At 74.6% G+C, this 25,341-nt stretch carries 22 protein-coding genes and 2 tRNA genes; 18 read left to right on the top strand and 6 right to left on the bottom strand.

Annotation, left to right across the window (positions count from 1 at the left end; translation table 11 throughout):
• The first annotated feature begins 20 nt into the window (after window positions 1–20).
• The gene (locus AAG742_RS01755; protein ID WP_248118083.1) at window positions 21–494 is read left to right on the top strand and encodes an Rrf2 family transcriptional regulator; all 474 of its coding nucleotides are present in this window, start codon (window positions 21–23) and stop codon (window positions 492–494) included.
• A gap of 44 nt (window positions 495–538) precedes the next feature.
• Window positions 539–1,723 (top strand): globin domain-containing protein, encoded by a 1,185-nt coding sequence (locus AAG742_RS01750; RefSeq protein ID WP_248118082.1) that lies wholly within the window; start codon window positions 539–541, stop codon window positions 1,721–1,723.
• 81 nt (window positions 1,724–1,804) lie between these two features.
• On the opposite strand, the gene AAG742_RS01745 is transcribed toward AAG742_RS01750, so the two are convergent.
• Window positions 1,805–3,646 carry a phosphoenolpyruvate carboxykinase (GTP) gene (locus AAG742_RS01745; RefSeq protein ID WP_343282227.1) on the bottom strand — a complete coding sequence of 614 codons (1,842 nt, stop codon included), beginning with the start codon at window positions 3,644–3,646 and terminating at the stop codon, window positions 1,805–1,807.
• A gap of 245 nt (window positions 3,647–3,891) precedes the next feature.
• On the opposite strand from AAG742_RS01745, the gene AAG742_RS01740 reads away from it, so the two are divergent.
• A tRNA-Arg gene (locus tag AAG742_RS01740) sits at window positions 3,892–3,968 on the top strand.
• Between the two features lie 84 nt (window positions 3,969–4,052).
• Here the strand turns inward: AAG742_RS01740 and AAG742_RS01735 are convergent.
• The 3 genes from AAG742_RS01735 to upp form a co-directional block, all read right to left on the bottom strand.
• Window positions 4,053–4,577, bottom strand: a complete 525-nt coding sequence (locus AAG742_RS01735) for a histidine phosphatase family protein (RefSeq protein ID WP_248118080.1) — start codon at window positions 4,575–4,577, stop codon at window positions 4,053–4,055.
• 10 nt (window positions 4,578–4,587) lie between these two features.
• On the bottom strand, window positions 4,588–5,385 hold the full coding sequence (locus tag AAG742_RS01730) for a winged helix-turn-helix domain-containing protein (RefSeq protein ID WP_248118078.1): 798 nt from the start codon (window positions 5,383–5,385) through the stop codon (window positions 4,588–4,590).
• Between the two features lie 420 nt (window positions 5,386–5,805).
• Window positions 5,806–6,441: a uracil phosphoribosyltransferase gene (upp, locus tag AAG742_RS01725; RefSeq protein WP_248118076.1), complete on the bottom strand. Its 636-nt coding sequence runs from the start codon at window positions 6,439–6,441 to the stop codon at window positions 5,806–5,808.
• Between upp and tadA the strand changes: the two genes are divergently transcribed.
• The 11 genes from tadA to AAG742_RS01670 all read left to right on the top strand — a co-directional run bounded on the left by tadA (window position 6,440) and on the right by AAG742_RS01670 (window position 20,358).
• Window positions 6,440–6,991 carry a tRNA adenosine(34) deaminase TadA gene (tadA, locus tag AAG742_RS01720; RefSeq protein ID WP_282442796.1) on the top strand — a complete coding sequence of 184 codons (552 nt, stop codon included), beginning with the start codon at window positions 6,440–6,442 and terminating at the stop codon, window positions 6,989–6,991. The genes upp and tadA overlap by 2 nt on opposite strands.
• A 98-nt stretch (window positions 6,992–7,089) precedes the next feature.
• Window positions 7,090–7,180: transfer RNA gene (locus tag AAG742_RS01715), tRNA-Ser, on the top strand.
• 154 nt (window positions 7,181–7,334) lie between these two features.
• Window positions 7,335–7,853 (top strand): hypothetical protein, encoded by a 519-nt coding sequence (locus AAG742_RS01710; protein WP_248118074.1) that lies wholly within the window; start codon window positions 7,335–7,337, stop codon window positions 7,851–7,853.
• Window positions 7,854–7,920: 67 nt separating this feature from the next.
• A complete protein-coding gene (locus AAG742_RS01705) occupies window positions 7,921–8,379 on the top strand; it encodes a 23S rRNA (pseudouridine(1915)-N(3))-methyltransferase RlmH (protein WP_343282226.1) in 459 nt (152 codons plus the stop codon).
• The gene (locus tag AAG742_RS01700) at window positions 8,376–13,583 is read left to right on the top strand and encodes a DEAD/DEAH box helicase (protein WP_343282225.1); all 5,208 of its coding nucleotides are present in this window, start codon (window positions 8,376–8,378) and stop codon (window positions 13,581–13,583) included. Before AAG742_RS01705 ends, AAG742_RS01700 begins: the two co-directional genes overlap by 4 nt.
• A gap of 125 nt (window positions 13,584–13,708) precedes the next feature.
• Window positions 13,709–14,278, top strand: coding sequence for a VOC family protein (locus tag AAG742_RS01695; protein ID WP_298713594.1), 570 nt, complete (start codon window positions 13,709–13,711; stop codon window positions 14,276–14,278).
• Window positions 14,279–14,305: 27 nt separating this feature from the next.
• Entirely contained in the window at window positions 14,306–15,205 is a 900-nt protein-coding gene (locus tag AAG742_RS01690) for a DNA-formamidopyrimidine glycosylase family protein (protein WP_343282224.1), read from the top strand.
• 13 nt (window positions 15,206–15,218) lie between these two features.
• Entirely contained in the window at window positions 15,219–16,469 is a 1,251-nt protein-coding gene (locus tag AAG742_RS01685; protein WP_343282223.1) for a sugar phosphate nucleotidyltransferase, read from the top strand.
• 39 nt (window positions 16,470–16,508) lie between these two features.
• On the top strand, window positions 16,509–17,561 hold the full coding sequence (locus AAG742_RS01680; RefSeq protein ID WP_343282222.1) for a pseudouridine synthase: 1,053 nt from the start codon (window positions 16,509–16,511) through the stop codon (window positions 17,559–17,561).
• A complete protein-coding gene (locus AAG742_RS01675) occupies window positions 17,558–18,199 on the top strand; it encodes a VTT domain-containing protein (protein WP_343282221.1) in 642 nt (213 codons plus the stop codon). The genes AAG742_RS01680 and AAG742_RS01675 overlap by 4 nt, the downstream gene beginning before the upstream one ends.
• Complete coding sequence (locus AAG742_RS01670) at window positions 18,196–20,358, top strand: hypothetical protein (protein ID WP_343282220.1); 2,163 nt, start codon at window positions 18,196–18,198, stop codon at window positions 20,356–20,358. Before AAG742_RS01675 ends, AAG742_RS01670 begins: the two co-directional genes overlap by 4 nt.
• 72 nt (window positions 20,359–20,430) lie before the next feature.
• On the opposite strand, the gene AAG742_RS01665 is transcribed toward AAG742_RS01670, so the two are convergent.
• The gene (locus tag AAG742_RS01665) at window positions 20,431–20,748 is read right to left on the bottom strand and encodes a hypothetical protein (RefSeq protein ID WP_248118058.1); all 318 of its coding nucleotides are present in this window, start codon (window positions 20,746–20,748) and stop codon (window positions 20,431–20,433) included.
• A gap of 87 nt (window positions 20,749–20,835) precedes the next feature.
• Here AAG742_RS01665 and AAG742_RS01660 point away from each other — a divergent pair, with 87 nt between their 5' ends.
• The 4 genes from AAG742_RS01660 to AAG742_RS01645 all read left to right on the top strand — a co-directional run bounded on the left by AAG742_RS01660 (window position 20,836) and on the right by AAG742_RS01645 (window position 24,373).
• On the top strand, window positions 20,836–21,966 hold the full coding sequence (locus AAG742_RS01660; RefSeq protein ID WP_343282219.1) for an NADH:flavin oxidoreductase/NADH oxidase: 1,131 nt from the start codon (window positions 20,836–20,838) through the stop codon (window positions 21,964–21,966).
• 85 nt (window positions 21,967–22,051) lie between these two features.
• A complete protein-coding gene (locus tag AAG742_RS01655) occupies window positions 22,052–22,591 on the top strand; it encodes an NUDIX hydrolase family protein (RefSeq protein WP_248118053.1) in 540 nt (179 codons plus the stop codon).
• Entirely contained in the window at window positions 22,588–23,493 is a 906-nt protein-coding gene (locus AAG742_RS01650) for a DUF6707 family protein (protein WP_248118051.1), read from the top strand. The genes AAG742_RS01655 and AAG742_RS01650 overlap by 4 nt, the downstream gene beginning before the upstream one ends.
• Before the next feature lie 109 nt (window positions 23,494–23,602).
• Window positions 23,603–24,373 carry a glutamine amidotransferase gene (locus tag AAG742_RS01645; RefSeq protein ID WP_298713606.1) on the top strand — a complete coding sequence of 257 codons (771 nt, stop codon included), beginning with the start codon at window positions 23,603–23,605 and terminating at the stop codon, window positions 24,371–24,373.
• A 25-nt stretch (window positions 24,374–24,398) separates the two neighbouring features.
• Here AAG742_RS01645 and AAG742_RS01640 read toward each other — a convergent pair whose 3' ends face one another.
• A complete protein-coding gene (locus AAG742_RS01640) occupies window positions 24,399–25,325 on the bottom strand; it encodes a LuxR C-terminal-related transcriptional regulator (RefSeq protein ID WP_248118045.1) in 927 nt (308 codons plus the stop codon).
• Window positions 25,326–25,341: the final 16 nt, after the last annotated feature.

Below are 25,341 nucleotides of genomic sequence, written 5' to 3'. Positions count from 1 at the left end.
CCGATGGGAGAATCGGCGCCATGAAGTTGAACGCGTTCACCGACGTGAGCCTGCGCGTCCTCATGGTGCTCGCCCGCGCCGAGGGGCGCCAGCTGACCAGCCAACGGATCGCGGACGAGATCCACGTGCCGTACAACCACGTCATCAAGGCCGTGGCCGAGCTGCGCCGCCGCGGGACCATCCAGGTGGCCCGCGGCCGGCTGGGCGGCGCCCGGATCACGGAGGCGGGGCTGGACCAGCGCGTCGGAGAGCTCGTGCGCGACCTGAGCCCCCGCGCCGAGGTCCTCGACTGCGCCGGCCACGAGACGGGCGTCCCGTGCCCGTTCGCGGCGGACTGCCGACTGCGGGAGGCCCTCGCTCGCGCCCGGGAGGCCTTCATGGCCGAGCTCGACCTCCTGACGGTCCGTGACCTCGTGCGTCCGGGCGGAGCGGGCGCCGCGGGGCCGGTCTCCCTGGGCCTGCCCGCGATGGGATCCCACGCGGCCACGGTGTAATCTTGCATCGACAATGCACATATAAGGCTCCCGAGGAGACCCCCATGCTGTCCGAGAAGTCCCGCCCCGTCATCGAGGCCACCGCCGCCGTCGTCGCCGAGCACATGCCGGAGATCACGCCGAAGTTCTACGCCCACATGTTCGAGGCCCATCCGGAGCTGCTGGACGGGCTGTTCTCCCGCGCCAACCAGCGCAGCGGCGAGCAGGCCCAGGCCCTGGCCGGCTCGATCGTGCGCTTCGCGGTGCACCAGCTCGAGCACCCCGACTCCCTGCCCGAGGCCGTGCTCGCGCGGATCGCGCACAAGCACACCGCCCTCGGCATCACCGAGGACCAGTACCAGATCGTCTACGAGAACCTCTTCTGGGCCATCGCCGACGTCCTCGGCGACGCCGTGACCCCCGAGGTCGCCGAGGCCTGGACCGAGGTGTACTGGCTCATGGCCGACGCCCTGATCAAGCTCGAGAAGGGCCTCTACGCCAAGCAGGCCAACGACAAGATGTGGCTCGACTGGAAGGTCGTCTCCAAGGAGCCCACCGGCAACGCCGCCGTGACCTTCCGCTTCGAGCCGGCCGACGACACCCCGCAGACCCCCGGCGAGGCCGGCGGCTTCGTCTCGGTGCGCGTCAAGGTGGCCGACGGCCTGCGCCAGGCCCGGCAGTACTCGCTCTCGGACCACGCCGCCTCCACCACCGAGCGCGTGATCACCGTGAAGCTGGACGAGGCCGGCGAGGTCTCCCCCACGCTCATCAACGCGGTGGAGGTCGGGGACGTCGTCGAGCTGTCCAACCCCTACGGCGAGATCACCCCGAAGGACGACTCGGCGCCCCTCATGCTCGCCACCGCGGGCATCGGCATCACGCCGGCCGCCTCCATCCTGAGCTCGCTGGCCGAACAGGGGTCCGACCGCGAGGTCGTCGTCCTGCACGCCGATGCCTCCCTGGAGTCCGTGGCCCTGCTCGGGCAGCTCACGGAGTCGCTCTCCGCGCTGCCGAACGCCCAGGCCCACCTGTGGCTCGGCGTGGCCCCGGAGCAGGCACCCGAGGGCATCACTGTCCACGAGGGCCGCATGGACCCCTCCGAGATCGAGCTCCCCGCCGGCGCCGAGGTCATCCTCTGCGGCCCGCTGGCCTTCATGCAGGCCACCCGCTCCGCGCTGATCGACGCCGGCGTGCCGGCGACCGGGATCCGCTACGAGATCTTCGGCCCGGACCTCTGGCTCGCCGTCTGAGCGGAGCCGCCCGCAGGACGACGTCGGCCCCCCACCTCCTTCTTCGCGGAGGTGGGGGGCCGACGTCGTCGGTGGCGGGGCTCAGAGCGCGAAGCGTGCCTTCTGGGCCTCGTAGCGCTCGCGGATGGAGGCGGGCAGCGAGTCGCCGAAGCGCTCCAGCCACTCCTCGATGAGCTCGGACTCCTTGGCCCACTCCTCACGGTCCACCTTGAGGGCGTCCTCGAGGTCCGCGTCGGACACATCCAGGCCGGTCAGGTCGAGGGACTCGGGGGTGGGGGTGAAGCCGATCGGGGTCTCCACGGCGTCGGCCTTGCCCTCGAGACGCTCCGCGACCCACTTGAGCACGCGGGAGTTCTCACCGAAGCCGGGCCACGCGAAGCCGCCGTCGCGGTTGCGGCGGAACCAGTTCACGAGGTAGATGCGCGGCAGCTTCTCCGCGTCGGCCTTGCCGGACTCCTCGATCCAGTGGGCCAGGTAGTCGCCGGCGTCGTAGCCGAGGAACGGCAGCATGGCCATCGGGTCGCGACGCACCACGCCCACAGCGCCGGCGGCGGCGGCGGTGGTCTCCGAGGAGAGGGTGGCGCCCTTGAGGATGCCGTCCTCCCAGTCGAAGGCCTCCGTCACGAGGGGGACGGTGGTCTTGCGGCGGCCGCCGAAGAGGATCGCGTCCAGCTTCACGCCGGCCGGGTCCCGGTACTCGTCCGCGAGCATGTCGGTCTGCTCGATCGGGGTGCAGAAGCGCGAGTTCGGGTGGGCTGCGGGGGTGTCGGACTCGGGCGTCCAGTCGTTCCCGCGCCAGTCGGTCAGGTGCGCGGGCACCTCGTCCGTCATGCCCTCCCACCACACGCCGCCGTCGTCCGTGAGGGCGACGTTGGTGAAGATGGAGTTGCCGCGGGCGATCGCGCGCATGGCGTTCGGGTTGGTGGACCAGCCCGTGCCGGGGGCCACGCCGAAGTAGCCGGTCTCGGGGTTGATCACGCGCAGCTCGCCGTCGTGGCCGGCGCGGATCCACGTGATGTCGTCGCCCAGGGTCTCGGCCTTCCAGCCCTCGATCGTGGGGTCGATCAGCGCGAGGTTGGTCTTGCCGCACGCGGAGGGGAAGGCGCCCGTGATGTGGAAGGCACGGCCCTCGGGGTTGGTGAGCTTGAGGATCAGCATGTGCTCGGCCAGCCAGCCCTCGTCCCGCGCCATCACGGAGGCGATGCGCAGCGCGTAGCACTTCTTGCCCAGCAGGGCGTTGCCGCCGTAGCCCGAGCCGTACGACCAGATGGAGCGCTCCTCGGGGAAGTGCACGATCCACTTGGTGGCGTTGCACGGCCACGGCACGTCCTGCTCGCCGGGGGTGAGGGGGGCGCCCACGGAGTGCACGGCGGGCACGTAGAAGGCCTGCTCGCGGGACATCTTCTCCAGCACGTCGGCGCCGATGCGGGCCATGATGCGCATGGACATCACGACGTAGGCGGAGTCGGTGATCTCCACGCCGTACTTGGGGTCCTCGGCGTCGAGGTGGCCCATGACGAACGGGATCACGTACATGGTGCGGCCGCGCATGGAGCCGCGGAAGGCGTCGTCGAGGATGCCGTGCATCTCGGCGGGGGCCTTCCAGTTGTTGGTGAAGCCCGCGTCCTCCTCCTTCTCGGAGCAGATGAACGTGCGGTCCTCCACGCGGGCGACGTCGGCCGGGTCGGAGAACGCGGCGAACGAGTGCGGGAAGAGGTCGTCGTTCAGCTTCGTCAGGGTGCCGGCCTCGACGAGCTCGGCGGCGAGGCGGTCGTACTCCTCCTCGGAACCGTCCACCCAGTGGACCTCGTCCGGCTGCGTCAGCTCGGCGATCTCGGCGACCCAGTCGCGCAGCTGGGCGTAGTCCGTGGGCGCGTCCTGCACAGCACGCTCCGCGAAGGTGGGGGTGGCGTTGTCAGCCATGGAGAGTCCTCCCGTAGGGGTCCTGTACCGTTCCGTCCCACCACAGACGTGCACACCGATCATGGTGCGCCACGCCGTTGTGGTCGCACGGTCTTGGGGCCATGGTACCCGAGGGGCCTGCGGCGAGGCCGCCCAGGGCGGCCTCACCCGAGGGCGGCCCGGCCGCCCACCGGGCCCGTTTTGCACGTGCCGGGGAAGGTGTGTATAGTTCTACGAGTTCGATCCGCTCCGGCGGAACGGAAGATGCGCCCATAGCTCAGCTGGATAGAGCGTCTGTCTACGGAACAGAAGGTCAGGGGTTCGAATCCCTTTGGGCGCACCACAGGGAAGGCCCCCGCTCCTCGGAGAGCGGGGGCCTTCGTCGTCCCCGAGAGGTCCAGCGACGTCGGGGCCCGCTCCGGCGGCGTCAGCGGCCCGGCACCACGAAGTGGGTGAGGGCGGCGTCGCGCCCGTCGAGCTCGGCCCACGGCTTGTCGACCCGGAAGACCTGCAGCCCCAGCGTGGGGTAGTGCTCCGTCATGGCCAGCGCTGCGTCCTGGTCCGAGTCGAGGCTCATGAGGCGCATGCCGAGGTTCTGCACCCACGGCATGTGACCCACGACTAGGAGGCAGCGGACGCCCTCCTCGGTCTCGTTGACGATCGAGAGCGCGCGGGCGGCGTCGGCCTCGTAGAGCCGTCGGTCCAGATAGGGGGTGGGGGCGAGCTCGCCGAGCTGCTCGCACACCCACACGCAGGTCTGCCGGGTGCGCAAGGCGTCCGAGCAGACGATGCCGTCCGGGACGAGCCCGTTCTCCCGGAGCCAGCGGCCGGCGGCGGGCGCCTGCTCGTGCCCGCGCGCGGCGAGCGGGCGGTCGTGGTCGTCCGCCCCCTCGGGCCAGCCGGCCTTGGCATGCCGCAGGACGATCAGGGTCTTCGCGTCGGAGCCGCCCATGGCGCCGCGGTCAGATGGAGTACTCGGGAGCGGCCCACACGACGACCTCGGGGTGCCGGTAGAAGCGGTAGCCCTGGCCGCGCACGGTGCGCACGGTGTTGGCCAGGCGGCCGAGCTTGGCGCGGAGGCGGCGGATGTGGACGTCGATCGTGCGCTCGTTGGGGACCTCGTCCGAGGTGCGCCACAGCGCCTCGAGCAGCTCGTCGCGGCCCACCGTGCGCTCCCCGTTCTCCACGAGGTAGTTGAGCAGCTCGAACTCCTTGAACGTGAGGTTCAGCGGCTCCCCGTCCAGCTGCACCTCGCGACGGGACAGGTCGATCAGCACGCCGGGCTGCCGCGTGGACACCGGGGCGGGCGCCTGGGCCAGGTCGGGGCGCAAGGCGCCCTGCACGGTGGGGTCGCCCAGCACCTGGCGGACCACCTCGAGGTCGTCGCCCTCGGCGCCGGCCGGGGCCAGGGCGACGGCGGCGTGGGACTGGGAGCCCGGGACGAGCGACTCGACGTAGTGGCGCAGCTCGTTGGCGAGGCGGGTGAGCGAGGTGCCGGCGGCCGAGGCCGCGAGCTCGTCCATGCCCACGTAGATCACGAAGCCGCGGGCCTCGTTCTCCCGGGCCACCGCCTGGGGACCGGGGACGCCGTTGGGCGCGAGCACGGGAGTCGGATCGGTCTGTGCGGGGAGCGGGCCCGGCGCGGGCGTCCCGGCGAGGCGGAGGTCGCCGCGGCCTGCCGCGCCCCGCACCCGGTGGCCCGGGGTCCGGCGCTGCGCGTTGCGCACCGAGACATGCACGTATCCGGCGGACTCACTCATGACCGTCACTCCTCAGTCGGTTCCCCGCCTGCTCGCGAGAACGCGGGCGGGATCGTCATATGACGACTATGTGACGTCGCCCGGCGATCTGGCAAGTAACACTGAGTGATTCGTCTCGCATATCGGACGCCCTGGATCCATTTGTGTCTAAGATCACCATTCGTCGCCCTGCATAACCCCGCCGTGTCATTTTCGACCCGACGCCGCCCCCATCGATGGCATCGCATATGTATGCCGCATCTTCTCACAGCCGGCTCCCAGTTCAGATCGCCCACGTCGGGTTGCCTCCGACGTCGCCCCCCGCCCGTCCATCTGGTGGACGACACATTCGACATGGTGGTCACCGAAAGCACGAGACCCCCGCCGGAGCGGGGGTCTCGGGGAGCGGGCTGCAGCGCCGGGACCGGCGGTGCAGCCGGTTCACTCGGCCAGGCCGTAGAGGCGGTCTCCCGCGTCGCCGAGTCCCGGGACGATGTAGGAGCGCTCGTTGAGCCGTTCGTCGAGGGCCGCGAGGTAGAGGTCCACCTCCATGTCGCCCAGGGACTCCTCGAGACGCGCGATGCCCTCCGGCGCCGCAAGCAGGCAGAGGCATGTCACCCGTGCCGCACCGCGCTCGTAGAGGAAGCGGATGGCCTCGACCAGGGTCCCGCCCGTGGCGAGCATCGGGTCCAGGAGGAAGACGTGGCGTCCGGTCAGGTCGGCGGGCAGGCGCTCGGCGTACGTGACGATGTCGAGGGTCTCCTCGTTGCGCGCCATGCCCAGGAAGCCGACCTCCGCGGAGGGCGCCATCTTGACCATGCCCTCAAGCATGCCGAGGCCCGCGCGCAGGATGGGCACCACGAGGGGACGCGGGCGGGCCAGGCGGGTGCCCGTCGTCGTGGTCACGGGCGTCTCGATCGTCACGGGCTCCACCGCGACGTCGCGCGTCGCCTCATAGCCCAGGAGCATCACCAGCTCCTCGGTGAGCTGGCGGAAGATCATCGAGGGGGTCTCCCGCTTCCGCAGGACGGTGAGCTTGTGGGCGACGAGGGGGTGGTCGACGACGTGAACGCGCATGCTCCCACGCTACCGTCCCCCGTACGCTGGAGCCGTGCCCTCCTCCGTGTCCTCCGTGTCTGCCCCCGCGCCCACCTCTGCGCAGGAGCACGCCTGGATGGGCCTGGCCCTCGGGGTCGCCCGCGCCGCCGGCGAGGCCGGAGACGTCCCGATCGGCGCGGTCCTCGTGGCCGGGGACGGGACCGTCCTCGCGGCGGGGGGCAACGAGCGCGAGCAGCACCACGACCCCACCGCCCACGCCGAGGTCCTGGCGCTGCGCCGCGCGGCCGAGGCCCTGGCGGCCTCGGGCGGCGGCGACGGATGGCGCCTCACCGACTCCACCCTCGTGGTCACCCTCGAGCCCTGCCCCATGTGCGCGGGGGCCTTGCTGCTCGCCCGCGTCCCGCGCGTTGTGTTCGGGGCATGGGATCCCAAGGCGGGCGCGTGCGGCTCCGTGCTGGACGTGGTGCGGGACCCGCGCTTCAACCACACGGTGCAGGTGCGCGGCGGCGTCCGCGCCGCGGAGTCCGCCGCCCTGCTGCGCGGGTTCTTCGCCGCGCACCGGGAATGAGCGGATGGCCGGGCACGGCCGGCTCCGGGGCCGACGACGACGACGGCCCGCGGCCGGTTTGGGCGCGTCGCGGCCGCTCGGGTAGAGTGTCCCAGTCTGGTGACGTGTCCGAGCGGCCGAAGGTGCAGCACTCGAAATGCTGTGTACGGTAACCCCGTACCGTGGGTTCAAATCCCACCGTCACCGCCAGATGTGAAGGCCCCGAGTCCCGCGTGATCCTGCGCTGACCGGGGCCTTCGTCATGCACCCACATCGGGCGCACAGACTGTTCACGGGCCGTTCCCCGCCCTCCACTAGAGTGCGCGGCGTCACCGCCGCTCCCTCACCGCCCTGGAGGCCCCCCTTGTCCCCCACCACCGATCCCGCCGCGGGCCCCACCCCGCCGGCGAACGCCTCATCCCTGGACCGCCGTGCCCCTCACCTGCGCTACCCGTGGGCGCCGCTCGCAGCGGTCGCCTCCGCCCTCGTGTCCCTGCTCGCCCTCTTCCTGCCGGCCGCGAGCGTGAGCCTCTTCGGCGGCCGGATCAGCCAGAGCTTCCTGGAGGCGAGCGCGGACGAGGCCGGGATCATCCTGGCCCTGCTGCTGCTCACCATCGCCCTGTGCGTGGCGGCCTTCCTGGTCTCAGCGGCGTGGGCGCGCATCGCCGCCGGCGTCCTGGCTGTCCTCACCGGCCTGTTCCTGATGGTGGACGGCTTCGCGAACATCGGGAGGGTGGCCGGCCACGGCGCCAGCCCCGGCATCGGCCTGGTGCTCATGGGCCTGGCCGGCCTCGCGCTCGCTGCCGCCGGCGTCCTGATGTTCCTGGCCCGCAGGGGCGGCACACCCGGCGAGCGGGCGAAGGTCACGCAGCGCGTCGACTGACGTCACCGGGTCGTACGACCGGGGTCGGGTGCCTGGCGCGTCCGGCCCCGGTGCCATCATGGACCCCATGTCAGTGAAGGTGCTCGCCGTCGGCAAGAAGCATGAAGCGTGGGTCTCGGACGGGATCGCACGCTACGAGCGGCGCCTCAAGAGGCCCTACGACCTCACGTGGCAGCTCCTCCCCCACTCCGCGCGGCAGGAGGACGCGGCCCGGACCGAGGAGTCGGACCGCATCCTGGCCAAGGTCGGCGGGGACGAGCACGTGATCCTCCTGGACGAGCGCGGCAATGGCTTCGACTCCCCCGGCCTGGCCCGGCACCTGCAGGCGCAGTTCGACGTCGGCGCACCCGTCACGCTCGTGATCGGCGGCGCGTACGGGGTGGACCAGCGCGTCCACGCGCGGTCCGACCGCGTGTGGTCCCTCTCCGGCCTCGTCTTCCCGCACCAGCTCGTGCGCCTCATCCTGGCAGAGCAGGTCTACCGCGCGCAGGAGATCTCCGCCGGCCGGCCGTACCACCACGCATGAGCGGCGCCGAGGGGGCCGGGGCGCCCGCCCCGAGCGCCGCCGCCGTCCTCTCCCGCTTCAGCGAGCCCACCCGCGCGTGGTTCACGGGTGCCTTCGAGGGGCCGACGCCGGCGCAGGTGGGCGCGTGGGACGCGATCTCCTCGGGCCGCCACGCCCTCGTGATCGCCCCGACGGGCTCCGGCAAGACCCTCTCCTCCTTCCTCTGGGCGCTGGACTCGTTCGTGCGCGAGCCCGCGGACCCGGAGGTCTCCGCCACCCGCGTCCTCTACATCTCCCCGCTCAAGGCGCTCGGCGTGGACGTGGAGCGCAACCTGCGTGCCCCGCTGATCGGCATCACGCAGACCGCACGCACCCTCGGCCGGGCAGTGCCGCGGGTGCGCGTGGGCGTGCGGTCTGGGGACACCCCCGCGGCAGAGCGGCGCCTTCTGCTGCAGGACCCGCCGGACATCCTCATCACCACGCCCGAGTCCCTCTTCCTGATGCTCACCTCGAAGGGTCGCTCGGCCCTGGCCGGCGTGCGCACCGTGATCGTGGACGAGGTGCACGCCGTCGCCGGCACGAAGCGCGGCGCCCACCTGGCCGTGTCCCTCGAGCGCCTCGATGCGCTGCTCGAGAGGCCCGTGCAGCGCATCGGCCTCTCCGCCACGGTGGAGCCGGCCTCCGAGGTCGCCCGCTTCCTCGGCGGCGTGCAGCCGGTCACCATCGTGCGGCCCGCCTCGGCCAAGCAGTGGGACCTCACGGTGAGCGTCCCCATCCCGGACATGACCGACCTCTCCGCCCCCTCGGGTGCCCAGGACACGGGTCCGGGATCCTCTCCGGCGGGCGCCCCGGGCGGGGCCGACGGGGGCGCGGCGATGGGCGGCTCCATCTGGCCGCACGTGGAGGAGCGGATCGTGGACCTGGTGTCCGAGCGCCGCTCCACCCTGGTGTTCGCCAACTCCCGCCGCCTCGCCGAACGTCTCACGGGTCGCCTCAACGAGATCTGGGAGGCCCGCCAGGAGGCGGCCGCCGCCGCGGACCTGCCCGACGCCGTCCCGGGCTTCCGCGAGCCGGCCCAGGCGGGCGACGTCGTCGCCGGATGGCTGGCGCAGCGGGACGCGGCCCCCGCGACGCCGCGCACCCCGGTCCACGGACCCGCCCAGGTGGCCGGGCAGACCGGCACCGGCTCGGGGACGGTCTCCGACTTCGCCCGCGCCCACCACGGCTCCGTCTCCAAGGAGCAGCGCGCCATCGTGGAGGAGGCGCTGAAGACCGGGCAGATCCGCTGCGTCGTGGCCACGAGCTCGCTCGAGCTCGGCATCGACATGGGCGCGGTGGACCAGGTGATCCAGGTGGAGTCGCCGCCGTCGGTGGCCTCGGGCCTGCAGCGCGTGGGCCGCGCGGGCCACCAGGTGGGAGAGGTCTCCCGCGGCGTGTTCTTCCCCAAGCACCGCGGGGACCTCGTCGACACCGCCGTGGTCGCCGAACGCATGGTGGCCGGGTGCATCGAGTCCCTGCGCGTCCCCGCCAACCCGCTGGACATCCTGGCCCAGCAGACGGTGGCCGCCGTCGCGATCGAGGACGTGGAGGCCGAGGCCTGGTTCGACCTCGTGCGCCGCTCCGCCCCGTTCTCGGCCCTGCCGCACTCGGCCTACGAGTCTGTGCTGGACCTGCTCGCCGGCCGCTACCCCTCGGACGAGTTCGCCGAGCTGCGCCCGCGCATCCTGTGGGACCGCGAGGAGGGCACGCTCTCCGGCCGCCCCGGCGCCCAGCGTCTGGCCGTCACCTCCGGCGGCACCATCCCGGACCGCGGCCTGTTCGGGGTCTTCCTGGCCACGGACTCCTCCGGCGCGGGCGGCGGCCGGGACGGCGCGGCCGCCGACGGGGACACCGGCGAGTCCGCGGCGAAGTCCTCGGCCGGCTCCGCGCGCTCGGGCGGCCGCCGCGTCGGCGAGCTGGACGAGGAGATGGTCTACGAGTCCCGCGTGGGCGACGTGATCCTGCTCGGTGCCACGTCATGGCGGATCGTGGACATCACCGCCGACCGCGTGCTGGTGCTCCCCGCCTACGGCCAGCCGGGCAAGCTCCCGTTCTGGCGCGGCGACGCCGCCGGACGCCCCGCCGAGCTCGGCGACGCCGTCGGGCGCTTCCGCCGCGAGGTGGACGCGGACCCGCAGTCCGCGCCCGCCCGCCTCGAGGCCGCGGGCCTTGACCCCTGGGCACGGGACAACCTGCTGGCCTATCTGAAGGACCAGCGCGAGGCCACCGGCACGCTGCCCACGGAGAAGACCCTCGTGGTGGAGCGGTTCACGGACGAGCTCGGCGACTGGCGCGTGGTGCTCCACTCCCCCTTCGGCATGGCCGTCCACGCGCCCTGGGCGCTCGCGGTGGGCGCCCGGCTGGCCCAGCGCTACGGCCTCGAGACCGGCTCCGGCGCCGCGATGGCCGCCGATGACGGCATCGTCCTGCGCATCCCCCTCATGGACACGGAGCCGCCGGGCGCAGAGCTCTTCGAGTTCACGGCGGAGGAGCTGGACGAGATCGTCACGGCGGAGGTCGGCGGATCCGCGCTGTTCGCCGCCCGCTTCCGCGAGAACGCCGCCCGCGCCCTGCTGCTCCCCCGCCGCAACCCCGGCCGGCGCTCGCCCCTGTGGCAGCAGCGCCAGCGCGCCGCCCAGCTGCTGGACGTGGCCCGCAAGTTCCCGCAGTTCCCGGTGATCCTGGAGACCGTCCGCGAGGTGCTCCAGGACGTCTACGACCTCCCGGCCCTCAAGGACGTCGCCGCCCGCCTCGCGTCGCGTGCGATCCGCATGGTCGAGGTCACGACGACGGCGCCCTCGCCCTTCGCTCAGTCCATCCTCTTCGGGTACGTCGCCCAGTTCATCTACGAGGGCGACTCCCCCCTGGCCGAGCGCCGCGCGGCGGCCCTGTCCCTCGATCCGGCGCTGCTGTCCGAGCTGCTCGGCACGGAGGAGCTGCGGGAGCTCCTGGACGCGGACGTCATCGCCGGCGTCGAGGCGGAGCTGCAGCGGCTCGCCCCGGACCGGCGCGTGCGCGGGGCCGAAGGCCTCGCTGACCTGCTGCGGCTCGTGGGCCCGCTCACCGTGGTGGAGGCGGCGCGGCGGACGCTGCCGGAGGTCGAGGCAGGGGCGGCGGACCCTGAGCCGGCCGCCGGTGAGACACCCGCGTCTGAGCCGGACTCCGCCGCGCACGAGGCCGCCGTCGCCGGGATGCTGGACGAGCTCGTCCGCGCCAACCGGGCGTTCCGCCTGCGCCGCGAAGGCGGGGAGGTCTACGCGGCGGTCGAGGACGCGGCCCGCCTGCGCGACGCCCTCGGCGTGCCGATCCCCATGGGCGTGCCGGTCACGTTCCTGGAGCCGGTCGAGGATCCCCTCGGCGACCTCGTGGGCCGCTACGCCCGCACCCACGGGCCCTTCACGGCCGCCGAGGCGGGCGCGGCGCTCGGACTGGGCGGCGCCGTCGTGCTGGGGGTGCTGCAGCGCCTGGCCTCCGAGCGCCGCGTCAGCACCGGCGCGTTCCGCCCGGACGGCGCGCCCGGCGCGACGGGCCTGGACGCCGAGTGGTGCGAGTCCGAGGTGCTGCGCCGCATCCGCCGCCGCTCCCTCGCCGCCCTGCGCGCCGAGGTGGAGCCGGTGGAGCAGGCCGCCTACGGCCGGTTCCTCGCCGACTGGCAGCACCTGCGCCCCCGCCCCGGGCACCCGTCCCCGGCGTCGCTCGAGGGCGTGGACGGCGTGGCCGTCGCCCTGGACCAGCTGGCCGGCATGCCCCTGCCCGCGAGCGCGTGGGAGTCCCTCGTGCTGCCGGCGCGCGTGCGGGACTACGCGCCCACGATGCTCGACGAGCTGCTCTCCACGGGCGAGTACGTGTGGTCCGGGACCGCGGAGGCCGCCGGCAACGACGGCTGGGTGGCGATCCACCCTGCCGACGCCGTGGACCTCACGCTCCGCCTTCCCGAGGCCCAGCAGGGGCCCGCCCCCGCGGACGCCGCGCTGCGCGAGCGGATCCTCGCGGTGCTCGGCTCGGGCGGCGCGTGGTTCTTCCCGCAGCTCGTGGAGAGGGTGCTGGCCCTCGGTGCCGAACAGGGGGCTGAGCCGGTCCGTGGCCCCGCGGTGCTCGAGGCCCTGTGGGCACTCGTGTGGGAGGGCAAGGTCGGCAATGACACGTTCGCCCCCGTCCGCGGACTGCTCTCGCTCGGCAAGACCGCGCACCGCACGGGGAGGCAGTCCCCGCGGGCGCGAACCGCTCGCACGGGCGGTGCGGGCCGCGGGCTGGGCAGTCGGCTGGCGGGGGTGCGCGGGCGCGGCCGGTACGCGGGCCTCGCAGCCGGCGACGGCGCGGCGGGGTCGGCGAGCGCGGGCATCGCCCCCGGCGTGGGCGGGCTCTCCGCCGCGGAGCAGGCGCGCGCGGCCGGCCGCTGGTCCCTGCTGCCGGAGGCGGAGCGGGACCCCACCGTCCGCGCCCACGCCACCGCCGAGCTGCTGCTGGACCGCTACGGCGTGATCACGCGCGGCTCCGTGGTGGCCGAGGAGGTGCCCGGCGGCTTCGCGGGGCAGTACCAGCTGCTCACCCGCATGGAGGACGCCGGCCAGGTGCGCCGCGGCCACTTCGTGGAGGGCCTCGGCGGCGCCCAGTTCTCCACGGGCGCCGTGGTGGACCGGCTGCGCGGCTTCCAGCGCGCGCAGGAGGAGGGCGGGGACGACGACGGCGCGGACGGTCCCGGCGCGATCGGCGGTCCGCCCTCTGGCTGGGTCAGCCCGCTCGGACCGCCGCCCGGCCGCCCGGCCGTCAACCCCCATGCCCAGCCGGAGGAGCCGGACCCACCGGCGCTGGCGCTCGCGGCCACCGATCCCGCGAACCCCTACGGCGCGGCCCTCGACTGGCCCTCGGTGCCGCCGGGCCCGGGCGGGGTGGTCCCCACGGGGCACCGGCCGGGCCGGAAGGCGGGCGCCGTCGTCGTGCTGATCCGCGGCCGGCTGGTGCTGTACATGGAGCGCGGCGGCAAGACCCTGCTGTGCTTCACGGAGCACGCCGCGGAGTTGCGGGCCGCCGCGGCGGCGCTCGTGTGGGCGCTGCGCACCGGGAGGACGGAGCGGCTGAGCCTCGAGAAGGTCAACGGCGCGCCCATCCTCGGGACGCCCCTCTCCGGGGCGATGCTCGACGCGGGGTTCTACTCGTCGCCGTCGGGCATCCGGTACCGCAGCTGAGGCAGGCCGTCGTGGGGAGGCCCCACCGCAGCCGCGGCGCGTCATCATGGCGTCACGCGGGAGGCGTGGCGGCTCGGGCGGCGGGCGCACGACAGCACCGGGCGGCGCCGGGTAGGTTCGCGCCCATGAGCGAGAACCCGAGCACCGCCGAGGACACCCTGACGCACGACCCCGCGAGCGGACTGGCCGGCACGGATCCCGTGGCCCCGTCCGAGCCGGACGGCCCGTTCGGCGCCGACCCCGAGGCCGAGCTCCTCGGCGAGTCCATGCCGCACCCCTCCGAGCCCTCCGTGACGCCGTTCCTCATGTTCGAGGGGGACGCCGGCGCCGCCATGGACGCCTACCTCACCGCGTTCGTGGAGCACCTGCCAGTCACCGAGGTCCGCCGCGACCTGTTCGACGACTCGACGCCCCGCGGCGCCGAGTGGGCGGGCAAGGTCTCGCACGGCGAGCTCGAGATCGCGGGCCAGCGGCTGCGCTTCTTCGACTCGTTCACCCCGCACGGCTTCTCCTTCACCCCCTCGATCAGCCTCTTCGTGGAGCTGCCGGACCCCACGGCGGTGGACGCGATCCACGACGCCCTCGTCTCCGGCGGCGGCGCCGACCTCATGCCCCCGGACGACTACGGCTTCTCCCGCCGCTTCGCGTGGGTGGCCGACCGCTTCGGCGTGACGTGGCAGCTCAACGCGGTGTGAGCGCCGCCGTCGTGGCGGTGGCCTGACATGCCCGAGGGCGACTCCCTCGTCCGCGCCGCGCACCGCCTGCGCCCCCTGCTCGCGGGACGGGTGCTGCGGCATGCTGACCTGCGCGTGCCCCGGCACGCCACCGCGCGCCTCGAGGAGTGGACGGTGGCCGAGGTGCGGCCGCTGGCCAAGTACCTGCTGATGCGGCTCACGCCACCCGCCGAGGACGACGGCGCCGCGCCCCTCACGCTGATCTCCCACCTGAAGATGGAGGGGCGCTGGCTCGACTCCGGCCTCGACGCGCCCTGGGGCGCGCCCGCGTGCCAGGTGCGGTGTGTGCTGGAGACGGACGAGCACCGCGTGATCGGCGCGCAGCTGGGCCTGCTCGAGCTCGTCCGCACGGATCGCGAGCACACGGTGGTGGGCCACCTGGGCACCGACCTGCTCGACCCCGGGTGGGCCGACCCCGCCACCGCCGCGGCACTGCTCGCCGAGGGCGTGCGCCGCCTGACCGAGCGGCCCGGGCGTCCCGTGGGGCTGGCCCTGCTGGACCAGCGCCTCGTCTCCGGGATCGGCAACATCTACCGCTGCGAGACGCTGCTGCTCGCCGGGATCGACCCCCACCGCCCGATCGGCGAGGTCGACGACGTCCCGGGACTCGTCCTGCTGGCCGGGGACCTGCTGCGCGCCAACGTCCCGCCGGCGTCGCCGGTGATCGGTTCACAGCGGGCCACGACGCATGTCCGCCGCAACGAGTCCCGGCCGTTCGCGATCGAGGTCCTCGACGGACCGCCTCGCGGCCGGCAGCCGAGCTACTGGGTCTACGGCCACGATCGCTTCCCGTGCCTGCGCTGCGGCGGGCGCGTGCGCAAGGAGGACTACGGTTCCCCCGAGGACGCCGAGCGGCAGCTGTGGTGGTGCCCGAACTGCCAGTGGTGACTACGGTGGTCCCATGGCCGACCCGTTCCCGAAGGACCCGGAGGGCGCCACGGTCGCGCTCGTGCTCGCCGGCGGCACCGGCGGGCGTCTCATGCCGCTGACGCAGGCCCGTGCCAAGCCGATGGTCCCGCTCGCGGGCCAGTACCGGCTGATCGACGTCGCGCTGTCCAACCTCGCGCACTCGGGGCTGCAGGACGTGTGGATCGTGGAGCAGTACCGCCCGTTCACGCTGAACCAGCACCTGGCCGGCGGCCGCCCCTGGGACCTCGACGGCACGCGCCACGGCCTGCGGATCCTGCCTCCCGCGCAGGGCCGCGCCGAAGAGGGCTTCTCCCGCGGCAACGGCCACGCGATCGCCCAGCAGGTGCCCGTCCTGGAGCAGTTCGGGGCGAGCACCGTCGTCGTGATGTCCGCGGACCACCTCTACCAGCTGGACCTGCGCCCCGTGCTGGCCGAGCACGCGGCCTCGGGCGCGGAGCTCACCGTCGTGACCACCCGGACGGACGAGGACCCCTCCCGCTTCGGCGTGGTCCAGGCCGACGACGACGGCGCCGTCACCGCCTACGACTACAAGCCCGAGGACCCCGAGGGCTCGCTCGTGGCCACGGAGGTGTTCGTGTTCGACGTCGCGGCGCTCTCCGAGGTGGTGGGCGAGCTCCTGGCCGCCGAGGACGAGGCCGGCACCAAGGAGGACGGCGAGACCGACGAGGACGGCGATCCGGTCGGCGGCTCGCTCGGCGACTACGGGGAGAGCATCATCCCCGCGTTCGTGGACCGCGGGCGGGTCCGCGAGCACCGCCTCGAGGGCTACTGGCGGGACATCGGCACGCTCGACGCGTTCTTCCGGGCCCACCGCGAGATCCTCGACGGCACCGGGCTGGACCTCACCGCCGAGGGCTGGCCGCTGCTCACCAACGCACGCCAGTCGCCCCCGGCGTGGGTGGCCCCCGACGCGCGGGTCACCGGCTCACTGCTCGGCCCGGGCTGCCGCATCGCGGGCGAGGTCGTGGACTCCGTGGTCGGCCCGGGCGTGGTGGTCGAGGCCGGCGCCACGGTGCGCGGATCCCTTCTCCTCGGCGACGCCACGGTCCCCTCCGGCGCGGTGCTGGACACGGTCATCGTCGACGTCGGCGGGCACGTCCCGGCGCGCGAGGTGTTCGGAAAGACTGAGCCGGCCGACGAGGTCGTGGTGCTGGGCCCGCGCGACCGCTCCCCCGAGAGCGGCGACGAGACCACCGGCACCGGCTCCCCCGTGAAGGGCTGACTGCGCGGGCCCGTCCACCCGGCCTGGAATGATGGGGCCGTGGCCGTGACCTCCCCCCTTCCCCTGCGCGACGGCGTCAACGCGACCCGACTGCGCCTGCCCTCCTCCGGGCCCTGGGCGAGCGTGCAGGAGTACGTGCTGGACCGCTTCGGCCACGTGGACCCGGACGGCATCCGGCGGCGCTTCGCGGCGGGCGAGGTCGTGGCCGTGGACGGCGCGCCCATCCCCGCGGACACCCCGCTCGGCGCGCACGAGGACCTCTGGTACTACCGCGATCTGCCGGACGAGCAGCCCCTGCCGGTCGCCCACGAGATCCTCCACGCGGACGAGCACCTCGTGGTGATCCACAAGCCCCACTTCCTGCCCACCACGCCGGGCGGGCGCTTCATCCAGGAGACCGCGCTGGTCCGCCTGCGCAACGAGCTCGGCCTCGACGACCTCGTGCCCCTGCACCGCCTCGACCGGGCGACGGCCGGCGTCGTCATGTTCTCCGCCAACCCCGCCACGCGCGGCGCCTACCACCTGCTCTTCGAGCGGCGCGCGGTGGCCAAGCGGTACGAGGCGGTCGCCGTGCTCCCGGAGTCGCCCGCGGACCCCGACGACGACGCGGCCCGCCCCGACGACGACCCCCGCCTCACGCGGTTCCCCCTGACCATCCGCAGCCGCATCCGCAAGGACAGGGGGATCCTGCGGTCGGTGGTCGAGGAGATCCCGGCGGCGGCCTCGGGCCGGGCCGCCGGGGCGCCGGTGCGCACGAAGAAGTCGAACGCGGCCCACGCCGGGGCCAACGCGGAGACGCGCGTGGAGGTGCTGGGCGTCGGACGCTCGGCGGGCATGCTCGCGGGGCGGCGTGTGGTGCACCTCGGGCTCACCCCGCGCACGGGGCGGACGCACCAGCTGCGGATCCACCTCGCGTCGCTGGGCCTGGGCATCGCCTTCGACCCGTTCTACCCCGAGCTGCTGGACGCCGCGCCGGACGACCTCGCCCGCCCGCTCCAGCTGCTCTCTCGGTCCCTGAGCTTCACCGACCCGGTCACGGGCGTGCCGCGCACCTTCGCCTCCCCGGCACAGCTCCAGGAGCGTCCGCGATGACGGCCATGACCGCCCTGACGGCGGCCTCCACGGAGACCGGACCCGCGGACCTCCTGGACCGCCTCGGCGCGTGGTTCCACCCGCTCACGGCGCTGCTCGTGGCCCTCGACGCGCCCGTCCCGCCGGTGCCGTCGGAGATCCTGGTGATCGGCTCGGGCTCGCTCGCGCTGGCGGGCCGGGTCAGCCTGTGGGCGTCCGTCCTCGCCGCGTGGCTCGGCTGCTGGGCGGGCGACATCGGCCTGTACGCGCTCTTCCGGCACGGGCTGGCCAGGCGCCTCGACCGCTGGGCGTGGGGCCGCTGGGTGCACCGCGGGATCCGCTCCCTGCTGGTCAAGGCCGGGCCGGCCACGGGCCTCGCGGGGCTGTTCGTGCTGCGGTTCGTCTCCGGCGGGCGCACCGCCTCCATGGCCGCGGCGGGGATCGCGGGCATCCGGTGGCCCGTGTTCCTGTGGCTCTCCGGCCTCGGCTCGCTGACCTGGAGCGTCTACATGGTGGGGCTCGGGTGGGTGTCCGGTCAGACCACCGGGCTCCCCTGGTGGGCGTCGGCACTGGTGGGGGTGGCGTTGGGTACCCTTGCAGGGATGATCATCGCGGGGATCGTGGCATGGCGCCGACGATCCGGGAAGGGGGCAGCATGACCGGCGCGTCTCCCGAGCCCGCGGAGTCCTCCGAGAGCCCTCGCTCGCGCCCGCGGCACGCGCTCGCCGCCCCCGGGGAGATCTCCCGCCGGCAGATCAAGCGCCACGCGCGCGCCCTGCGCGGCACGCCGACGCGCCCGGAGACGCCCGCCCAGCGCACCACTCGTGAGGGCCGCCGCGCGGACGTCAACGCCGCCATGGACAGCCTGCGCGCGGAGGGCTCGCCGGCGGGCCAGCGCTCCCACGGAGACCTGCGCGCCATCCTCGACCGGATCGGCGGCCAGGACCTCGCCCGCTTCACCACGCCCCTCGTGGGGACCCTCGGCCACCGCCCGGTGGAGCCCGAGGCGGCCCCGACGGTCGACCCCGGGCGCGCGGCCGAGGCCCTGGCGCTGGAAAAGGCCGAGGAGCAGGAGCGCCGTCGCCGCGCCGCCGAGCTCGCCCGCCGCCGCAAGGGGGAGCAGCGGGCCCGCCGGCAGCGGGAGGCCGAGCGCCAGCGCCGCGCGAGCGCCGAGCAGAAGGCCCGCCAGGCCGAGGAGGCCGCCCGCCACCGCCAGGAGCGGGAGGAGAGGCGCCGCCGCGAGGCGGAGGTGGCCGCCGAGCGCGCCCGCGTCCAGGCCGAGCGTCGCGCCCGGGAGGAGGCGGAGGCCGCCGAGCGTGAGCGCCGGCGCGCCGAGGCCGAGCACGCCCGGCTCCTGGCGGAGGAGGAGCGCCGGCGCCACGCGGCACGCGTGGAGGCCGAACGCCTGCGCCGCGAGGCCGACGAGCGCGAGCGCGCCCGCCAGGAGGCCGCGGCCGCCAAGGAGGCCGAGCGCCGCCGCCGCCGCGCGGAGGAGGAGCGTCTGCGCCGGGAGGCGGAGGAGGCGCGCCGGCGCTGGATCGAGCGCGCGCGCCGCTACGCCGGGCACTCCGCGGACCGCGCCCTGAGCCAGGCTCGCCTGCTCGCCGACCGCGAGCGCCACCTGGGCGACCAGCAGGCCCTCGAGGAGGCGAGCCGGCTGCGCGCCCACCAGGACCGGGAGTCGCAGGCCCTCTACCGGGCGGCGCGCGAGCTCGAGGGCCCGGAGATCATCCCCGTGGCGTCCCAGCGGCCCTTCCTCGCCCACCCGGACGAGGACGTGACGGACGAGGAGCTGTTCGCCCGCGCCCGCGTCGCGCTGCCCGAGTGGCGCCGCCGGGACCGCCTGAGCACGAAGGCCGAGGCCATCCGCTCGGCGGCCGCTCCTGCGCCGGCACCCGACGGCCCCACGACCGCGGCGATCCCCCTGATCCCGTCCTACACTGCGCCCCTGGGTGCGCCCGAGCCGCGCCGCGCGGCGACGGCCAAGGACCGCCGGCGGCAGGCCGGCCTGACGCTCGCGTGGCTGGTGTTCGTGCTCGCCGGCGCGTGGGGCCTGGGCCTGTTCGGCCGCCTCCCCGGGCTGGACGCCCTGGACTTCGGCTCCTACCGCGCCGCACACGACGGCCGCTACGGCTTCACCACCACCGTCTTCTCCCTGTATCCGCTGCACCCGCTCGTGTGGCCGGGGCTGTGGGCGGCGGTGGGCGTGCACGTGCTCCACCAGTGGGCCCCCGGGCAGGCGGCCTCCTCACGGCAGCGGGAGGTCGGCTGGCCCCTGGCCGGCGCGCTCCTGGCCGTCAGCACGTGGTTCCCGCTCGCCGTGCTCGTCCCGTGGGGGCTCGAGGTGCTGGTGTGGCTGGTGGCCCTGGCGCTGATGGTGCGCGTGATCCGGCGTCTCACGGACCGGCCCGCGCGCACGGGCGCGGAGCGGGTGGTCACCGACGGCGCCGCCGGTCTGCTCGCCGGTGTCCTGCTGGCCGGCCTGCCCACCACGCTGGGCTCGGCGCTGAACGCGTGGGGCGTGGCCCTGCCGTGGTTCCCCACTGAGCTCTTCGCCACCCTCCTGCTGCTGGCCGTGCTGGTCCTCGGCCTGCACCTGGCGCTGACGGATCGCGGCCGCATGGGGGTCGCGCTGGGCATGGGCTGGACCCTGCTGAACCTCGGCCTCCCGCGCCTGCTGCCGCCCCCGCTCGGTGCCGAGCAGAGCGCCTGGGTCGGCCTCACCGCGGTGTTCGGGGCCCTCGCCCTCGTGCTCGCCGTCGCCGTGCGCCGCTCGTGGGTGCGCCAGGTGGAGCGGGACGCGAGCCTCACCCCCTGAGCCCCGACCGGCGTCGCGCGGCCGGTCGACGGCGCAGCGCGGTGTCCCCCGTGCGCTCAGGGCGCGTCACCCTCACGGCGCGGCGTGCACCGGGACCCAGCGGCCGCCGTCGCGCCGCAGGACGTCCAGGCGCCCCGTGACGGCGACGCCGGACACCGCCTCCGCCATCCGCGCGCCGACGCCCACGGCCTCGGCGTCCTCCCCCGCGCGGTGCGAGGCGGGGACGGTGAAGCGCAGCACGATGCGCGGCACCCGGGAGACGACCTCGACGTCCTTCGCGGCGAGCACGTGCGTGGCCTGCACGGCGGCCTCGGCGAGGTCCATGACCTCCTCGGGGCGATGGCCGGGGCGGAGGTCGCCGATCTGCAGACGGGTGCGGTAGGAGGGCATGCCGCCAGGGTAGCGAGGCGGCGCCGCACGGCCTCCGGGGTCCGGGGTCCGGGGTCCGGGGTCCGGGGGCCCTCGTAAGGTGAGGCCATGACCGACGCGACCTCTCCCGCCCTGCCCGCGATCCTCGAGCCGCTGACGATCAACGGCGTCGAGGTGCGCAACCGCCTGATCCTGCCGCCCATGTGCATGTACGCGTGCGAGGCCCGCGACGGCGTCCCCCACGGCTGGCACTTCCAGCACCTGGGGGCACGGGCTGCGGGCGGCTTCGGGATCGTGGTGGCGGAGGCGACGGCGGTGACGCCCGAGGGGCGCATCTCCGCGTGGGACACCGGCCTGTGGAACGACGAGCAGCGGGACGCGTGGGCGCCGATCGCCGCGTACGTCGCCGCCGAGGGCGCGGTGCCCGCGGTCCAGCTGGGCCACGCCGGAGCGAAGGCCTCCACCGTGCCCATGCACCCGGGCGTGCCCGCGGGCGAGCCGATCCTGGAGGGCCCCGACGCGTGGGCGACCCTCTCGCCCTCGGGCGTGCCCGCCACCTCGATGCCGGCGAACGTGCGCGCCATGACCGAGCAGGACGTCGCGGGCACCGTGCGCGCCTTCGCGGACGCCGCCCGTCGCGCGGACGAGGCCGGGTTCGGCGCCGTGCAGCTGCACGCCGCACACGGCTACCTCATCCACCAGTTCCTCTCCCCGCTGACCAACACCCGCACGGACGGGTACGGCGGAGACTTCGAGGGGCGCACGCGGTTCCTGCGCGAGCTCGTGGCGGCCGTGCGCGAGGTGTGGCCCGCGGACAAGATCCTGGGCGTGCGGATCTCCGGCTCCGACTGGGTGGAGGAGGGCTGGGGCATCGAGGAGACGGTGCGCCTGGCCCGGATCCTCGAGGAGGAGGGCGTGCACTGGATGGACGTCTCCTCCGCGGGCCTGGGCGACCGGTACCACGGCCCCAAGGGCCCGGGCTACCAGGTGCCCCTGGCGCGGGCGGTGAAGGAGGGGACGCAGCGGATGGTGGTGTCCGCCGTCGGCTCCCTGACCACGCCGCAGGAGGTGGAGGAGGTGCTCGTCTCCGGCGCGGCGGACGCCGTGTGCGTGGGGCGGGCGGCCCTCGCGAACCCGAACTGGCCGGTCGAGGCGGCCCTCGAGCTGGGGGCGAGCGCGGAGCAGGCCCCCATGGCCCGGCAGTACTTCCGCGCGACGTGGGGCCCGGGTGCGCACTGAGCCGCGCCGTCGTCGTGCCCCTCGCCGAGGGCGGAACGCGCCGGCCCGACGTGCCCCGAGCCCGGAACTCCGGTAGAACAGAGCCATGAGCGTGCGCACCCCCGACCCGAATCCGGGATGGCTGTCCGAGGAGGACCTCTACGAGGCCCGCCGACGGCTGCCCATGGTCTACGTGGAGGCGATCCCGGTGCGCCTCGACGCGCTCGGCTACGTCTCCGAGATCGGCCTGCTCTACGTGGCCGACGACGAGGGCCGCTTCCAGCGCACCATCGTCTCCGGCCGCGTGATGTACCGCGAGACGATCCGCGCCGCGCTCATGCGCCACCTCGAGAAGGACCTGGGCCCGCTCGTGTTCCCGCAGCTGCCACCGTCGATCGTGCCGTGCACCGTGGCCGAGTACTTCCCTGCGCCGTCCGAGACGGGGCTGACCGACGACCGGCAGCACGCCGTCTCGATGGTCTACGTGGTGCCGGTGACGGGCGAGTGCAGCCCGCGCCAGGACGCGCTGGAGCTGACGTGGCTCACGCCGGACGAGGCGCTGAGCGAGGACGTGCAGGCCGAGTTCATCGGCGGCCGCGGGAACCTGCTCCGCCAGGCGCTCGCCCACGTGGGCTGGGGGCGATGAGCGTGGCACCGGTCAGCGGCGGCTACCTCCGTCACCTCAAGGCCCAGGAGGTCCAGCCGGGCGACTCCTTCCTCACCCGCCGCGGCGAGCCCGCCCCGGCCGTGGCCTCCGTGCGCACCGTGCGGGACGACTTCGGCACGCCCGCACTCGTGATCGCCACCCTGGAGGGCGGCCGCGAGGTGAGGATCGCCCACGGCTCCGTGATCCGGGTGCGCACCGAGCGCCCCGAGGAGCGCAAGGCCGCGGCGGACACGGCCTTCTCCCCCGTGGACGCGGGCTCCCCCGAGTCCCGGATCGTGGCCGTCGGCCAGCGCCACCTGGACGACCCGGAGCTCGTGGCCACGGCCGCCCGCCTCTCCCACGGGCTGAACCTGCGCTCCGGATCCCAGCTCGAGGACCTCTTCGACATGGCCGCGCGCATGTACCTGCTGCACGAGGACGTGGAGGGCGCGCTGGCCACGCTCGGCCTGCTGACGAACCTGCCGTGGGACGGGGCCGTGGGCCGCTGGAAGTCCATCCAGGCCGCCCTCGCCCTGGCCGCGCAGATCCTGCGGGAGGAGGGCGAGCACATCACCGCCGCCAACCTCGGCAAGCGCCTCCTGGAGGCCGACGAGGTGCCCAGCGAACCCGGCCGCGCCGCCCGCGTGCTCGAGGTGCGCCAGCGCCAGCTCAACGCCCCGCCGCTGTACGAGCGGGAGATCTCCAAGGCCCTGCAGGCCCGGGACGCCGCCGCCGAGTTCCAGTGGCGCAGGGCCCGGTTCGCCCAGCTGCTCTACCTGCGGGCGCGCGGCGGCTCCGAGACCCTCACGGACGCGGACCTGGACTCGCGGATCTCCCGGGAGCTCGGGACGCTGCGTGAGCTGGCCCGCACGGTGGAGTCCAAGGCGGCGGCGGGACGCTGAGCGGGGCGTGCCCGGCCACGGGACGCGGCCCGCGAGGCAGAGGGACACGCGCGGCGTCCCATGACGACGACCCGGCGCAGACCCGCCCGCGGCCGGTTAGTCTGCTCCGATGACCTCCACCCCGCAGCGCCCCTTCCTCCTGGTCCAGACGCGCCCCGAGGTGGACGCCGCGCTGGCCGAGGCCGAGGCCGTGCAGCGCCTCGGGGGCTTCGCGGACGGACAGCTGACCGCGATGCAGCTGGGCCGCGATCTCGGCGCCGCACCCGACGCCCGCCCCGACTGGGGTGACCTCCTGGCCCGGCACGCCGGCGTCATCCTGCCCGGCAGCCCCTACACCACCTCCGACCCCGAGGACACGAAGTCAGCACTGCAGCGGCGCGTGGAGTCGGAGCTCGCCCGGATGCTCGAGGTGGTGCTCGCCGAGGACCGTCCGTTCTTGGGCTGCTGCTACGGCGTCGGCACGCTCGGGCGTCACGTGGGAGCGCTCGTGGACGGCACGTACGGCGAGTCCGCCGGGCCCGTCACGGTCACCCTCACGGACGAGGGCGCGGCAGACCCCCTCCTCGCGGGGATGCCGGCCGACTTCACCGCCTACGTGGGCCACAAGGAGGCCGTGACGCAGCTGCCGGAGGGCGCCGTCGTGCTGGCGTCCGGCGTCACGTGCCCGGTGCAGATGTTCCGCCTCGGCGAGCACCAGTACGCCACGCAGTTCCACCCCGAGCTCGACCAGGCCGGGCTCCTGGAGCGCCTGCGGATCTACGCGCACCACGGGTACTTCGCCCCCGAGGAGTCCGATGCCACGTTCGCGCGCATCGCCGCGACGACCGCGCCCGAGCCGCCGCGGATCCTGGAGAACTTCCGGCGCGCCTACGAGGGCTGACGGGCCCGACGTCGGGACGGCCGGGTCACACCCAGCCGCGACGGGCGGCCTGCACCCCGAGCTGGAAGCGCCCCTCGGCGCCCATGCGCCGTGCGAGCTCAGAGACGCGCCGCTGCACGGTGCGGCGGGAGACCTCGAGCGATCGGGCCATGCCCTCGTCCGTCATCCCGGTGCTGAGCATCGCGAGCAGGCGGCGGTCGTGGGGGTCGAGCGCGCCGTGGTCCCCCGAGGAGACCGGGAGGGCCAGCTCCCACTGCTGCTCGAACAGACGGACGAGGGCGTCCACGAGCAGGGCGCCGCGCACCACGAGACCCTCCCCGGAGCCGGGGCTGGGGCCGACGAGTCCCACGAGCGCGACGGCGTCGTCCGCGATCAGGAGCTTGAACGGCAGGTGCGGCATGACGCGCCCCGTCTCGCCCGGCGTGGACCCGATCAGCTCCCATCGCTCGGGCGGTTCGCCGCGGAGCGAGTCGCCCTCGTAGATCACGCGCCACTTCACGCCCCGCGCGGAGGAGCGGGACTGCGCGGACTCGGGCAGCGGGTCGGCGTGGAAGTAGGGCCCGCGGTCGAAGCCGCGCACGGTGTGCCGCGCCGTGCGCGCGATCCCGACGGCGGCCTCCACGATCTCCGCGGCCCCCACCACCACGTCCAGCGACTCGCGCCCCGCGCCGGCACGACGTCGGAACTCGGCGTGCAGGGACTCGGCCGCCTCGCGCAGGGCGTCGGCCCGGGCCTGCGCTCGGTTCGCCTCGGCCGTCAGCGGCCGGTGCGGCGACTGGACCGCAAGGGACCCGTCGTCGTGCCGCCGGACGAGCCCGAGCGCCTCCAGGTGCGCGAGCGCGGCGGCGTCCACGTCATCGGTCCGGGTCTCGGGCCGCGCGAGGAGCGCGCGGAAGGCGGCGAGCTCCTCGGGGTCGAGGGCGGGGGGAGCGGCGTGGCGCAAGGGCGTCATGGCACGTTGACGCTAC

The sequence above is a fragment of the Micrococcus sp. 2A genome, assembly GCF_039519235.1.
Lineage (GTDB): Bacteria > Actinomycetota > Actinomycetes > Actinomycetales > Micrococcaceae > Micrococcus.
The sequence above is the reverse complement of the archived record's forward strand: the minus strand, read 5'-3'. Positions and strand labels throughout refer to the sequence as shown.